The sequence below is a fragment of the Streptococcus infantis genome (genome assembly GCF_047465185.1).
GTDB classification, from domain to species: Bacteria; Bacillota; Bacilli; order Lactobacillales; family Streptococcaceae; genus Streptococcus; species Streptococcus infantis_O.
The window spans coordinates 337,999-353,502 of the sequence record NZ_JASHAJ010000003.1; the positions used below are offsets into that span (position 1 = coordinate 337,999).

A 15,504-nucleotide genomic window follows, 5' to 3' on the forward strand; every position below is an offset into this window, starting at 1 on the left:
GGAGTAGAGCATGAATTTACATCAACCCTTGCATGTCTTACCAGGAGTAGGACCTAAATCAGCAGAGAAATATGCAAAACTAGGAATTGAAAACTTGCAAGATCTCTTACTCTACTTCCCTTTCCGTTATGAAGATTTTAAGACCAAGCAGGTGCTAGAGCTAGAAGACGGTGAAAAGGCTGTTTTATCTGGTCAGGTAGTGACACCAGCCAGTGTTCAATATTATGGTTTTAAGCGCAATCGCCTACGTTTTAGCCTCAAGCAGGGGGAGGTTGTTTTTGCAGTTAATTTCTTTAACCAACCCTACCTAGCTGACAAGATTGAACTAGGAGCAACCTTGGCTGTCTTTGGCAAGTGGGATCGTGCCAAGGCAAGCCTCACAGGAATGAAGGTTTTAGCCCAAGTCGAGGATGACCTCCAGCCTGTCTATCGCCTAGCGCAAGGCATCAGTCAAGCAGGACTTGTTAAAATCATTAAAACCGCCTTTGATCAAGGACTGGACCTCTTGATAGAAGAAAACATCCCCCAGTCCTTGCTCGATAAATACAAACTCATGCCCCGTAGTCAGGCTGTTCGTGCCATGCATTTTCCTAAGGATTTGGCAGAATACAAACAGGCTCTCCGTCGAATCAAATTTGAGGAACTCTTTTATTTCCAAATGCAATTACAGACCCTCAAGTCTGAAAATAAGGTTCATGGAAGTGGTCTGGTCCTAAATTGGTCTCAGGAAAAACTAACTGCAGTGAAAGAGAAATTGCCTTTTGCCTTGACCCAAGCCCAAGAAAAAAGCCTACAAGAAATTCTAACAGATATGAAGTCGGACCATCACATGAATCGACTCTTACAAGGGGATGTAGGAAGTGGGAAGACAGTGGTTGCAGGTCTTGCTATGTATGCAGCTGTAACGGCAGGGTATCAGGCTGCCCTCATGGTTCCAACAGAAATTCTTGCAGAGCAGCATTTTGAAAGTCTAGAGAGTCTCTTTCCTGATTTGAGATTAGCTCTCCTGACAGGGTCGCTGAAAGCTGCAGAAAAACGCAAGGTCTTGGAAACCATTGCTAAGGGGGAAGCCGATGTGATTATCGGAACCCATGCTCTTATACAAGACGGCGTGGACTATGCCCGACTCGGCCTGATTATCATTGATGAGCAACACCGCTTTGGTGTAGGGCAAAGGCGTATTTTACGGGAAAAAGGTGAAAATCCAGATGTCCTCATGATGACGGCAACTCCCATACCACGGACCTTAGCCATCACTGCCTTTGGGGATATGGATGTTTCTATTATTGACCAGATGCCAGCAGGGCGTAAACCGATCGTAACTCGTTGGATCAAGCATGAGCAATTACCACAGGTCTTGATTTGGTTGGAGGGTGAGATTCAGAAAGGCTCCCAAGTCTATGTTATCTCTCCTTTGATTGAAGAATCTGAAGCCTTGGATCTTAAAAATGCTATTGCTCTATCAGAGGAGTTAACAACTCATTTTGAAGGAAAAGCAAAAGTTGCTCTCTTACATGGGAAGATGAAGAGTGATGAAAAAGACCAGATTATGCAGGATTTCAAAGAGAGAAAGACAGATATCCTGGTCTCTACAACGGTTATCGAGGTCGGTGTCAATGTGCCAAATGCGACAGTCATGATTATCATGGATGCTGACCGTTTCGGACTTAGTCAGCTCCATCAGCTCAGAGGTCGTGTCGGTCGTGGAGACAAGCAGTCCTATGCAGTTCTAGTGGCCAATCCAAAAACTGACTCTGGGAAAGACCGCATGCGTATCATGACGGAAACGACCAATGGTTTTGTCCTTGCAGAAGAAGATTTGAAAATGCGGGGTTCTGGTGAAATTTTTGGGACCAAACAGTCGGGTCTACCAGAGTTCCATGTAGCTGATATCATCGAAGACTTCCCAATCCTTGAGGAAGCTAGAAAGGTAGCTAGCTATATCAGCTCCCTCCCAAATTGGAGAGAGGATCCAGAGTGGCACATGATTGCCTTACATCTCGAGAAAAAAGAATATTTGGATTAAGCTTTTTCTAAGATAATGTTAAGTTTGCTTTTAGGGTGAGTATCTATACTAGAGTCATCAAAAAGAAACGAGGACTCTCTCATGACTATTAAAGTAAATTACCAAAAGAGATTTCAGAAGGAAACTCAACCTTCTCCTAAATACTAAGAAAAGAGCGAAATCGCTCTTTTTTATTTTTTTAAAACTACTTTCAGAGGGATTCTTGCTGGGATCGGACATTAAATCCACTTTCCGTTTCCCTTTCTTTCTTGCATTGCTTCCCCATATGTGCTACAGTTATGATAACGGTTACAAAATAAAGGAGAGTTCTATGAGAAATCCAGCATTAGTTGAAGAAATGAAAACATATAAAGGAAGAGATGAAGTACCTCAGGATTTTGATGTTTTTTGGGATGGGGAGATTGACAAGGTTTCGGTCTTGCCAGATTACCAACTAGAGGAACGTGACTTTCATATTCCAAATGTTAAGTGCTATGAGTTAACCTTTAAAGGTACACGTGATGGACTTGTTTATGCACGTGTAGTCTTACCAAAATTAGATAAGAAAGTACCGGTTATTTTCCACTTCCATGGTTATATGGGACGTTGCTGGGATTGGACAGATATGTTAGCCTTTACGGTCGCTGGTTATGGGGTTGTATCGATGGATGTCCGTGGGCAATCTGGTTACTCTCAAGACGGCTTGCGTTCGCCTCTCGGAAATACAGTTAAGGGTCAAATCATTCGTGGCGCAGTAGAAGGAAAAGAGCAACTCTTCTATAAAGATGTCTATCTAGATATTTATCAATTGGTTGAGATTGTAGCTAGTCTCCCGCAAGTAGATGAAGAGCAGTTGGCTAGTTATGGAGCTTCGCAAGGAGGAGCGCTGGCTTTAGTGGCTGCAGGGCTCAATCCACGGATTAAACGAACAGTTGCCATCTATCCATTCTTGTCAGACTTTAGACGAGTATTAGAAATTGGGAATACCAGCGAAGCTTATGATGAGCTTTTTCGTTACTTTAAGTTCCATGATCCTTTCCATGAGACAGAAGAACAGATCATGGAGACACTTGGCTATATCGATGTGAAAAACCTTGCCCATCGAATAAAAGGTGAGGTGAGAATGATTACAGGTCTTGATGACGATGTCTGCTATCCGATTACTCAATTTGCCATCTATAATCGTTTGACTTGTGAGAAGAGTTATCGCCTCATGCCAGAATATGCCCACGAAGCTATGAATGTCCATGTCAATGACCAGGTTTACAACTGGTTGTGTGGTAGTGAGATTCCCTTTACCTATGTAGGTCATTAAAAAAATGAAAAATAGCCCTGCTAAAACAGGGCTTTCTTTGTTGAGGAGTAAAGAAAGTAGTTTCAAAAAGTTTGAAACATAGAAATATATCTGAAAGTAAATTCTATTATAGATTACTTAGGCTAAAATTTAGAATAAATATTATATAATAAGTGTAGTATCAATTTGAAAGGAGTAAAATTGTTGCTTGCTTTAAGATATAAAGTAGAAAAACGCAACAGAAATTCAGATGAAAAGAATGGGAAAAACCCATCAACAATACAGTTTCTTTCTTGCTCAAAGCCCTAGGGGCAAAAATTTTTAAGCAAAAAAGAAAGCGCTTTATTTTTGTGGAAAATGGAAGGAAATATATGACACAGAGAGATTTTGAACGGAAACAACGTTTTGGGATTAGAAAATTTACAGTAGGAGCTGCATCAGTAGTCATTGGAGCAGTTGTTTTTGGTGCTTCACCAGTTTTAGCTCAAGAAGCTCCAGCAACCAGTGGTGAAACAGCTGGACAAGCTTTGCCAGAATTGCCAAAAGAAGTAGAATCAGGAAATCTAGCAAATCTTGATAAGGAACTTGCTGATAAGTTGGCAAAAGCGACGGATAAAGGAACTGAAGTAAACCGTGAAGAGCTGAAAGCAAACCCAGGTTCTGAAAAACCAACAGAAACTGAAACTCCAGCAGAGACTCCAGCAGCAGAGACTCCAGCAGCAGAAACTGAGAATGAGGAAGTTGGTAGCGTCCCACGTGACTTCTACGCAAGAGAATTAGAAAATGCCAATGTTGTCGTTGAAAAAGAGGATGTTGAAACCAATCCTTCAAATGGTCAAATAGTTGACATGAAAGACGAGCTGGACAAGGTTAAAAAACTTCAGAATGCGACTATTCATATGGAGTTCAAACCAGATGCATCTGCACCAAATTTATACAGTCTTTTCTCAGTTTCTAGTGATACCAAAGTAGATGAATACTTCACCATGGCAATCCTTAATAACACTGCTATCGTTGAAGGTCGTGATGCCAATGGGAAACATTTCTATGGTGATTATAAAACTGCTCCTTTGAAGATTAAGCCAGGTGAGTGGAACTCTGTAACCTTTACAGTTGAAAGACCAAATGCAGACCAACCAAATGGTCAAGTTCGCGTCTATGTAAATGGTGTCTTGTCGCGAACAAGTCCTCAGTCTGGTCGTTTCATCCAAGACATGCCAGATGTCAATCGTATGCAAATTGGTACATTGAAACGTAAAGGCAAAAACCATTGGGGCGCTAATCTTAAGGTCCGTAATTTAACGATTTATGATCGTACCCTTTCTCCAGAAGAAGTGAAAAAACGTAGCCAGTTCTTTGAAAGAGGTGAATTGGCGAAAAAACTTCCTGAAGGTGCAGAAGTAACTGAAAAGTTAGATGTATTTGAAGGTGGTGTGAACCGCAAGCCAAATAAAGATGGTATTGCAAGTTACCGTATACCTGCACTTCTAAAGACAGATAAAGGTACCTTGATTGCCGGAACGGATGAAAGACGCTTGCATCACTCTGACTGGGGTGATATTGGTATGGTTGTTCGTCGTAGTGATGACAATGGGAAGACATGGGGAGATAGAATTACCATCTCTAATCCTCGTGACAATGAAAAAGCTAAAAATCCAGAATGGCCATCTCCGGTTAATATTGACATGGCTTTAGTCCAAGATCCGAAAACCAAGAGAATTTTCTCAATTTATGATATGTTCCTTGAAGGGAAAGCAGTGTTCTCTCTTCCTGGGAAAGCTCCACAAGCCTATGAGCAAATTGGAGATAAGGTTTATCAAGTCTTGTACAAACAAGGTGATGCGGGACGTTATACTATCCGTGAAAATGGTGAAGTTTTTGACCCTGAAAATAGAAAAACAGAATACCGTGTTGTAGTTGATCCTAAAAAACCAGCTTATAGCGATAAGGGTGATCTATACAAGGGTGAAGAACTGATTGGTAATGTCTATTTCGAATACAGTGACAAGAATATCTTTAGAGTTTCAAATACCAACTATCTCTGGATGTCTTATAGTGATGATGATGGGAAAACATGGTCTGCACCTAAAGATATTACATACGGTATTCGCAAGGACTGGATGCACTTCTTAGGTACTGGACCTGGTACAGGGATTGCCTTGCACTCAGGACCTCACAAAGGTCGTCTCGTTATCCCAGTCTATACTACAAATAACGTATCTTACTTGAGTGGTTCTCAGTCTTCACGTGTTATTTACTCAGATGACCATGGTGAAACTTGGCAAGCAGGTGAAGCAGTCAATGATAACCGTCCAGTAGGTAACCAAACAATTCACTCTTCAACAATGAATAATCCAGGTGCTCAAAATACTGAGTCAACTGTTGTTCAGTTGAACAACGGAGACCTCAAACTCTTCATGCGTGGATTGACAGGAGATTTGCAGGTTGCAACAAGTAAAGATGGCGGAGCGACCTGGGAAAAAGATGTAAAACGCTATTCAGATGTCAAAGATGTCTATGTTCAAATGTCAGCTATTCATACTGTACAAGATGGTAAGGAATATATCGTCCTCAGTAACGCAGGTGGACCAGGACGTTACAACGGTTTGGTACACTTGGCACGTGTGGAAGCTAACGGAGAATTAACTTGGCTTAAACATAATCCAATTCAAAGTGGTAAATTTGCCTATAACTCATTGCAAGATCTTGGGAATGGTGAATTTGGCTTACTTTATGAACATGCAGATGCCAATCAAAATGAGTATACTTTGTCTTATAAGAAATTCAACTGGGATTTCTTGAGCAAAGATATGGTTGCACCAACTAAAGCAAAAGTAAAAAGTGCAGTAGATATGGGTAACAATATTGTTGCACTAGAATTTGATTCAGAAGTCTTGGTAAACCAAGCTCCTGTTCTAAAATTAGCGAATGGAAACCTAGCAACCTTCTTAACTCAGTACGATACAAAAACACTGCTATTTGTTGTCAAAAAAGAAGATATTGGCCAAGAAGTTACAGAGATAGTTGATGGTGCGATTGAGAGCATGCATAATTTGCCAGTTAGCCTTGAAGATGCAGGAATCCCTGGTGGAATTAATGGTAAAGAACCTGCCATTCATGAAGTTCCAGAGTTCACTGGAGGCGTCAATGGTGACGAAGTGGCAGTACATGAAGTTCCAGAATATAATCCAGTGGAGACCTCAAAAGGGGAACCGGCAGTTCATGAAGTCCCAGAATTCGAAGGTGGCGTAAATGGCGAAGAAGCAGCTGTAACAGAGACACCTGAGTATACAGAAGCTATTGGAACAGCAGGTGAGGAACCAGCACCAACTGTAGAAGTCCCAGAATTCGAAGGTGGCGTGAATGGTGAGGAAGCGGCTGTAACAGAGACACCTGAGTATACAGAAGCTATTGGAACAGTGGGCGACGAGCCAGCACCAACAGTAGAAGTTCCGGAATCCACAGGTGGCGTAAATGGTGAGGAAGCAGCTGTAACAGAGACACCTGAGTATACAGAAGCTATTGGAACAGCAGGTGAGGAACCAGCACCAACTGTAGAAGTCCCAGAATTCGAAGGTGGCGTGAATGGTGAGGAAGCGGCTGTAACAGAGGCACCTGAGTACACAGAAGCTATTGGAACAGCAGGTGAGGAACCAGCACCAACGGTGGAAATCCCAGAATTCGAAGGTGGTGTCAATGCAGTCGAAGCTGCAGTTCATGAGCTTCCAGAATTCACAGGCGGAGTAAATGCAGTTGAAGCGCTCAAAAATGAGCTTCCAGAATTCACAGGTGGAGCAAATGCAGTTCAAGTCCTTAAGCATGAACTTCCAGAATTCACAGGCGGAGTAAATGCAGTCGAAGCAGCCAAAAACGAACTTCCGGAATATAAGGTTGAAGAAAAACCGCTTGTCACTTTAGTAGCACAGCAAGACAAGACATATCAAGCTCCAGCAGCTCAACCACAACAACCAACCCTCCCTGCAACAGGAAGTGAGGTTTCTACTCCTCTAGTATCTGTAGGAATGGTTGGAATGCTTCTCGGCTTGTTTGGAATGGCTAAGAAAAAAGAAGATTAATGGCAACATTGAATCTAAAAAGTCTCTATAAAAAAGGTTTAGACTTATATTAGAAGGGTCTGTAACGTTCATTCGTTACAGGCTCTTTTGTTTGCAGAAAGCGAATATTCTAGTAGAAATAAGCGGATGAAAGGAGAATTTAACTCGGGCAGTTCTCCCTGAAACTACTTTCAGGAGATTCTGTTTCATAAAATTGTTTTGAAACTTCAATCTATTCTAGCACAAGTTCTTGAAAGCGCTTTAAAAATGATATATAATAGGCTCATAAGAAAAAAGAAAAGGAGGAAAGTAGATGCCACAGATCAGTAAAGAAGCTTTGATTGAGCAGATTAAAGATGGAATCATCGTTTCTTGTCAGGCACTTCCTCATGAACCGCTTTATACAGAAGCGGGAGGTGTAATGCCCTTGCTAGTCAAAGCGGCTGAGCAGGGTGGAGCAGTCGGTATCCGAGCAAATAGTGTTCGGGATATTAAGGAAATCAAAGAGGTTACAAATCTTCCGATTATCGGAATTATCAAACGTGATTATCCACCACAGGAACCGTTCATCACTGCTACTATGAAAGAAGTTGATGAACTAGCGGCTCTAGATATTGAGGTGATTGCTCTTGATTGTACCAAGAGAGAACGCCATGATGGCTTGGAAATTCAAGAATTCATCCGTCAAATCAAAGAAAAATACCCAAATCAACTCTTGATGGCTGACACAAGTACCTTTGAAGAAGGGCTTACAGCAGTTGAAGCAGGAATTGACTTTGTTGGAACAACCTTGTCAGGCTACACATCTTATAGCCCGAAAGTGGATGGTCCAGACTTTGAATTGATTAAGAAACTTTGTGATGCAGGAGTAGACGTCATCGCAGAAGGTAAGATTCACACACCAGAACAGGCTAAGCAAATCCTAGGTTACGGAGTGCGAGGCATCGTAGTTGGTGGCGCTATTACTAGACCAAAAGAGATCACGGAACGCTTTGTTGCGGGTCTCAAATAAGACAATTAAAACACGAGGAGAGTGGTTGATTAGTAAAACAAAATGTAAACGTATACAAAGTTGTCAATACTCATTATCCGTTTCGGATACGCTTATCATCATTTAGGAGAATACTAATGAAATTTAGAAAACTAGCTTGTACAGTACTTGCGGGTGCTGCTGTCCTATCTCTTGCTGCTTGTGGCAAATCAGACGCTAAAAAAGACGCTGCAAGTGATGCAGGACAAACTGAAATCACTTGGTGGGCTTTCCCAGTCTTCACTCAAGAAAAATCTGGTGACGGTGTAGGAACTTATGAAAAATCTATCATCGAAGCTTTCGAAAAAGCAAACCCAGATATCAAAGTTAAACTAGAAACAATCGACTTCAAATCTGGTCCAGAAAAAATTACGACAGCTATTGAAGCTGGAACTGCTCCAGATGTACTTTTCGATGCACCAGGTCGTATCATTAATTACGGTAAAAATGGTAAATTGGCTGAGTTGAATGACCTCTTTACAGACGAATTTGTGAAAGATGTTAACAACGAAAACATCATCCAAGCAAGTAAAGCAGGCGATAAAGCTTACATGTATCCAATCAGTTCTGCACCATTCTACATGGCTATGAACAAGAAAATGTTGGAAGACGCAGGAGTTGCAAACCTTGTAAAAGAAGGTTGGACAACAGATGACTTCGAAAAAGTTTTGAAAGCGCTTAAAGATAAAGGCTACACACCAGGTTCATTGTTCAGTTCAGGTCAAGGGGGAGACCAAGGAACACGTGCCTTCATCGCTAACCTTTATGGCGGATCTGTAACTGATAAAGAAGTAACTAAATACACAACTGACGATCCTAAATTCGTTAAAGGTCTTGAAAAAGCATCTAGCTGGATCAAAGACGGTTTGTTGAACAACGGTTCACAATTTGACGGTGGTGCAGACATCCAAAACTTTGCAAATGGTCAAACATCATACACAATCCTTTGGGCACCAGCTCAAAACGGTATCCAAGCTAAATTATTGGAAGCAAGTAAAGTTGAAGTGGTAGAAGTTCCATTCCCATCTGATTCTGGTAAACCAGCTCTTGAATACCTTGTAAACGGATTTGCAGTATTCAACAACAAGGATGAAAAGAAAGTTGCTGCAGCTAAGAAATTCATCCAATTCATCGCTGATGATAAAGAGTGGGGTCCTAAAGACGTAGTTCGTACAGGAGCATTCCCAGTTCGTACTTCATTTGGTAAACTTTACGACGATAAACGTATGGAAACAATCAGTGGTTGGACTAAATACTACTCTCCATACTACAACACAATCGATGGATTTGCTGAAATGAGAACTCTATGGTTCCCAATGCTTCAATCAGTATCTAATGGTGACGAAGAACCTGCTGCAGCTTTGAAAACATTCACTGAAAAAGCGAATGAAACAATCAAAAAAGCAGCTAAATAATAAGCCCTAAATAAAAAGTAAAATCCCCCCTTTTCCCTGTGCACATCTGTGTACGAAAAGGGGGAGTTTTGTTTAAAAAATGTAAGGAACTGACAGGTCAAAATTAAAATGAAGTTCTTACATAGGCTTTTCTTGGAAAAAATTTCATTTTGATTTTACATCAATGTCAGACAACAATCAAAAAAACAAAAACTATTTGAAAGTGAGGTGCCGACTGTGAAAGTCAATAAAATTCGCATGAGAGAAACAATTGTTTCTTATGCCTTCTTAGCACCAGTATTAATCTTCTTTACCGTCTTTGTCCTAGCTCCAATGATCATGGGATTCATCACTAGTTTCTTTAACTACTCGATGACTAGCTTTGAGTTTGTGGGACTTGACAACTACATCCGCATGTTTAAAGACCCTGTCTTTACAAAATCTTTGATTAATACCGTAATCTTAGTTATCGGATCTGTACCAGTCGTTGTACTCTTCTCACTATTTGTGGCATCACAAACTTACCAACAAAATGCAGTTGCTAGATCCTTCTATCGTTTCGTATTCTTCCTTCCTGTTGTAACGGGTAGTGTTGCCGTAACGGTTGTATGGAAATGGATTTATGATCCTCTATCAGGTATTTTGAATTTCGTGCTTAAGTCAAGCCATATCATTAGCCAAAACATTTCTTGGTTGGGTGATAAAAACTGGGCTTTGATGGCGATTATGATTATTCTTTTGACAACCTCAGTTGGTCAGCCAATCATCCTTTACATCGCTGCAATGGGTAATATTGATAACTCACTTGTAGAAGCGGCGCGTGTCGACGGAGCTACTGAGTTACAAGTTTTCTGGAAGATTAAATGGCCAAGCCTCCTTCCAACAACTCTTTATATCGCAATCATTACAACAATCAACTCATTCCAGTGTTTCGCTTTGATTCAGCTTTTGACTTCCGGTGGTCCAAACTACTCAACAAGTACACTTATGTACTACCTATATGAGAAAGCCTTCCAATTGACTGAGTATGGTTATGCCAATACTATTGGTGTATTCTTGGCAGTTATGATCGCTATCGTCAGCTTTGTTCAATTTAAAGTACTTGGAAACGACGTAGAATATTAATAGAAAGGAGACAGCTATGCAATCTACACAAAAGAAACCTTTAACAGCCTTCACTGTTATTTCAACTATCTTCTTGCTTTTATTGACTGTACTGTTTATCTTTCCATTCTACTGGATTTTGACAGGTGCATTCAAATCACAACCAGATACCATTATGATTCCACCACAATGGTTCCCTAAAGCTCCAACAATGGAGAACTTCCAACAATTGATGGTTCAAAACCCAGCCTTGCAATGGATGTGGAACTCAGTCTTCATTTCATTGGTAACAATGTTCTTGGTTTGTGCAACCTCTTCACTAGCAGGTTATGTATTGGCTAAGAAACGTTTCTATGGACAACGCATTCTCTTCGCTATCTTTATCGCTGCCATGGCTCTTCCAAAACAAGTTGTCCTTGTACCATTGGTACGTATCGTCAACTTCATGGGAATCCATGACACTCTTTGGGCGGTTATCTTGCCTTTGATCGGATGGCCATTTGGGGTCTTCCTCATGAAACAGTTCAGTGAAAACATTCCAACAGAATTGCTCGAATCTGCTAAAATCGATGGATGTGGTGAGATTCGTACTTTCTGGAGCGTAGCCTTCCCTATTGTGAAACCAGGATTTGCAGCTCTTGCAATCTTTACCTTCATCAATACATGGAATGACTACTTCATGCAGTTGGTTATGTTGACATCTCGTAACAACTTGACCATCTCGCTCGGGGTTGCGACTATGCAGGCCGAGATGGCAACCAACTATGGTTTAATTATGGCAGGGGCTGCTCTTGCAGCTGTGCCAATCGTAACAGTCTTCCTTGTCTTCCAAAAATCCTTCACTCAAGGTATTACTATGGGAGCTGTCAAAGGATGATACTCTGCGAAAATTGAATTCAAACCGCGTCAGCGACTCCTTGCCGTAGATATTGGCACTGACTTCGTCAGTCTTATCTACAACCTCAAAACTGTGTTTTGAGCAGCCTGCGGATTGCTTCCTAGTTTGCTCTTCATTTTTAATCGAGAATAGGAAAATCTATTTATTGAAAACGATATAGTATTATAAGTGTCTACAAAATGGAGAGGAGTTGGTTACTTCAGGAAGTTTTGTTAGACACTTATAAACTTAATTTTTGACTTTTTAGATACTATTTAGAATAGTTATTTTCCATCTTAGTGGTATTCAAGATAAGTATGTTGTACTTATCTTGGACGGAGTTTTTGAGAGTAAAATAGTTCGGGGAACTATTTTAGCCTGAGCTTAGAAATGAATGAGCGAGGAGCTCAAAAATTAGGTCTTTCATTTCATGGTTTTCTAAAATCATCCACTGGATAATTTTACCTTCCGTCCGCACTATTTAAGGGAAATTATAAAAAGATAAATCAAATTAGAAATAAGCATCAGAAGCGAAGGAAATTACTATGATTTTTGATGATTTAAAAAACATTAGCTTTTACAAGGGAATTCACCCAAATCTGGACAAAGCTATAGATTATCTCTATGAGCATCGTAAGGATACTTTTGAATTAGGTAAATACGATATTGATGGGGATAAGGTCTTTCTAGTTGTACAGGAAAATGTTCTCAACAAAGAAGAAAATGATCGCTTTGAGCATCATAAAAACTATGCAGATTTGCATTTGTTAGTTGAAGGACATGAGTATTCTAGCTACGGTTCTCGCATCAAAGATGAGGCTGTAGCCTTTGATGAAGCCAGTGATATTGGCTTTGTTCATTGTCACGAACAATACCCACTTTTGTTGGGATATCACAATTTTGCAGTTTTCTTCCCAGGAGAACCTCATCAGCCTAACGGTTATGCAGGTATGGAAGATACAGTTCGCAAATATTTATTTAAAATTTTAATCGATTAGTCAGTTAGGAGGAGCAAACAATGGCACATAAAGGATCTGGATTGATAAAAGCGGCATTTGATACGGATAACTTTCTGATGCGTTTTTGTGAGAAAGTGTTAGATATCGTGACGGTTAACCTACTCTTTGTTGTGTCTTGTTTGCCTATTGTGACTATTGGAGTAGCTAAAATCAGTCTCTATCAGACAATCTTTGAAGTGAAACGCAGCCGTCGTATTCCTGTTTTCAAAATCTACATTAGAGCCTTTAAGCAAAATTTGAAATTAGGTTTTCAGTTAGGATTGCTGGAATTAGGAATCTTTTTAATCAGTGTGGTTGACTTATCACTATTTTGGAGTCAAACTGGAGTTGCCTTTCAACTCATTAAAGCTATTTGTTTGGGAATTCTGATATTTTTAACACTAGTTATGTTGGCTAGCTATCCAATTGCTGCACGCTATGAATTAACTTGGAAAGAAGTGCTCCAAAAGGGCTTACTTTTGGTCAGTTTTAACTTCGTTTGGTTCTTCTTGATGCTTGCGATTATTTTGTTAATCATTATGCTTCTCTATCTATCAGGCTTTACTCTAGTGCTTGGTGGTTCAGCATTTCTACTCTTTGGTTTTGGTCTACTTGCCTTTTGCCAAGCTGGATTAATGGAAAAATTGTTTGCTAAATATCAAGCAGATTGAAAACGATATGAAACTACTTTCAAACAAGAAAAGCTATGGGAGATGAATAGAAATTAAAATCTAAGTGGCTGAGATATATTGAAAGCGCTTTTTACAAGGTGTATACTAAAATAGTAAAAAATCATCTGCTCAGTGCAGAAAATAAGAAATCTTAGGAGAAATCTATGTCAGATTTAAAAAAATATGAAGGTGTCATTCCTGCCTTCTACGCATGTTATGATGATGCGGGTGAAGTAAGCCCAGAACGTACTCGTGCCTTGGTGCAATACTTTATTGATAAAGGTGTTCAAGGGCTTTATGTCAATGGTTCTTCAGGTGAATGTATCTACCAAAGCGTAGAAGACCGCAAATTGATCTTGGAAGAAGTGATGGCAGTTGCTAAAGGCAAGTTGACTATCATTGCTCACGTGGCATGTAACAATACTAAAGACAGTATCGAACTTGCTCGTCATGCAGAAAGCTTGGGAGTAGATGCTATTGCAACAATCCCACCAATTTACTTCCGCTTACCTGAATACTCAGTTGCAAAATACTGGAACGACATCAGTGCTGCTGCACCAAATACAGACTATGTCATCTATAACATTCCTCAATTGGCTGGTGTTGCTTTGACTCCAAGTCTTTACACAGAAATGTTGAAGAACCCACGTGTTATCGGTGTTAAAAACTCTTCAATGCCAGTTCAAGATATCCAAACATTCGTTAGCCTTGGTGGCGATGACCATATCGTCTTTAACGGTCCAGACGAACAATTCCTAGGCGGACGTCTCATGGGAGCAAAAGCTGGTATCGGTGGCACTTATGGTGCTATGCCAGAACTCTTCTTGAAACTCAACCAATTGATTGCAGATAAAGAACTAGAAACAGCGCGCGAATTGCAATACGCTATCAACGCTATCATCGGTAAATTGACTGCAGCTCATGGTAATATGTACTGTGTGATTAAAGAAGTCTTGAAAATCAATGAAGGGCTTAATATCGGATCAGTTCGTTCTCCACTTACACCAGTGACCGAAGAAGATCGTCCAGTTGTAGAAGCAGCTGCTCAATTGATTCGTGAAACTAAGGAGCGTTTCCTCTAATCAATAGGAGGCTTTATGACTAATTACGTTGCAATTGATATTGGTGGAACTAATATCAAATACGGTTTAATTGACCAAGATGGACAACTTGTAGAGTCTAACGAAGTAGCGACTGAGGCTCATAAGGGTGGTCCACACATCTTACAGAAAACAAAAGATATCGTAGCTAGCTATCTAGAAAAAGGACCAGTGTCAGGTGTAGCCATTTCCTCAGCGGGAATGGTTGATCCTGATAAGGGTGAAATTTTCTATGCTGGTCCACAGATTCCAAATTATGCCGGAACCCAATTTAAAAAGGAAATTGAAGCTAGCTTTAATATTCCTTGTGAAATTGAAAACGATGTCAACTGTGCAGGGCTTGCTGAAGCTGTCTCTGGTTCAGGAAAAGGTGCAAGTATTACCCTTTGCTTGACAATTGGGACTGGTATCGGTGGTTGCTTAATCATTGATGGACAAGTTTTCCATGGCTTTAGTAATTCTGCCTGTGAGGTTGGTTATCTGCACATGCAAGATGGAGCTTTCCAGGATTTAGCGTCTACGACAGCTCTTGTTAAGTATGTAGCAGACGCACATGGAGATGAAGTGGAACAGTGGAACGGTCGCAGAATTTTCAAAGAAGCTACTGAAGGCAATAAACTCTGTATGAAGGGGATTGACCGTATGGTGGATTACCTTGGTAAGGGTCTGGCTAATATTTGTTATGTTGCCAATCCAGAAGTTGTCATTCTTGGTGGAGGCATCATGGGACAGGAAGCCATCCTAAAACCAAAAATCCGTAAGGCTTTGAAAGATTCGCTTGTTCCAAGTTTGGCAGACAAGACTCGACTTGAATTTGCCCACCATCAGAATACTGCTGGTATGCTCGGAGCATATTATCATTTCAGAACCAAACAGTCCTAAATTGGCTTTGCCAATTTAGGTTTTTTTTGGCAGGAAAAAAGTTAGGTAAAACTTTAATAAAACTTTGGAAGTCCTTGCATTTCTTGGAATAATA

At 40.4% G+C, this 15,504-nt stretch carries 11 protein-coding genes; all 11 read left to right on the forward strand.

Annotation, left to right across the window (positions count from 1 at the left end; translation table 11 throughout):
• Positions 1–10: 10 nt before the first annotated feature.
• Positions 11–2,026 (forward strand): ATP-dependent DNA helicase RecG, encoded by a 2,016-nt coding sequence (recG, locus tag QM382_RS07520; protein WP_414272911.1) that lies wholly within the window; start codon positions 11–13, stop codon positions 2,024–2,026.
• A 310-nt stretch (positions 2,027–2,336) separates the two neighbouring features.
• Positions 2,337–3,320, forward strand: coding sequence for an acetylxylan esterase (locus QM382_RS07525; protein ID WP_414272912.1), 984 nt, complete (start codon positions 2,337–2,339; stop codon positions 3,318–3,320).
• A gap of 350 nt (positions 3,321–3,670) precedes the next feature.
• Positions 3,671–7,375, forward strand: a complete 3,705-nt coding sequence (locus tag QM382_RS07530) for an SIALI-17 repeat-containing surface protein (RefSeq protein ID WP_414272913.1) — start codon at positions 3,671–3,673, stop codon at positions 7,373–7,375.
• Positions 7,376–7,667: 292 nt separating this feature from the next.
• Positions 7,668–8,366 (forward strand): N-acetylmannosamine-6-phosphate 2-epimerase, encoded by a 699-nt coding sequence (locus tag QM382_RS07535; protein WP_006152943.1) that lies wholly within the window; start codon positions 7,668–7,670, stop codon positions 8,364–8,366.
• Positions 8,367–8,482: 116 nt separating this feature from the next.
• Positions 8,483–9,799, forward strand: coding sequence for an ABC transporter substrate-binding protein (locus QM382_RS07540; RefSeq protein WP_414272914.1), 1,317 nt, complete (start codon positions 8,483–8,485; stop codon positions 9,797–9,799).
• A gap of 237 nt (positions 9,800–10,036) precedes the next feature.
• Positions 10,037–10,903, forward strand: coding sequence for a carbohydrate ABC transporter permease (locus QM382_RS07545; protein ID WP_053092415.1), 867 nt, complete (start codon positions 10,037–10,039; stop codon positions 10,901–10,903).
• A 16-nt stretch (positions 10,904–10,919) separates the two neighbouring features.
• Positions 10,920–11,759 (forward strand): carbohydrate ABC transporter permease, encoded by an 840-nt coding sequence (locus tag QM382_RS07550; RefSeq protein WP_004250812.1) that lies wholly within the window; start codon positions 10,920–10,922, stop codon positions 11,757–11,759.
• Between the two features lie 545 nt (positions 11,760–12,304).
• Entirely contained in the window at positions 12,305–12,757 is a 453-nt protein-coding gene (locus QM382_RS07555) for a YhcH/YjgK/YiaL family protein (RefSeq protein ID WP_263394386.1), read from the forward strand.
• Between the two features lie 20 nt (positions 12,758–12,777).
• On the forward strand, positions 12,778–13,428 hold the full coding sequence (locus QM382_RS07560; protein ID WP_004250816.1) for a YesL family protein: 651 nt from the start codon (positions 12,778–12,780) through the stop codon (positions 13,426–13,428).
• A gap of 164 nt (positions 13,429–13,592) precedes the next feature.
• The gene (locus QM382_RS07565; protein ID WP_414272915.1) at positions 13,593–14,510 is read left to right on the forward strand and encodes a dihydrodipicolinate synthase family protein; all 918 of its coding nucleotides are present in this window, start codon (positions 13,593–13,595) and stop codon (positions 14,508–14,510) included.
• Positions 14,511–14,525: 15 nt separating this feature from the next.
• Positions 14,526–15,410, forward strand: coding sequence for an ROK family protein (locus QM382_RS07570; protein ID WP_414272916.1), 885 nt, complete (start codon positions 14,526–14,528; stop codon positions 15,408–15,410).
• Positions 15,411–15,504 lie beyond the last annotated feature (94 nt).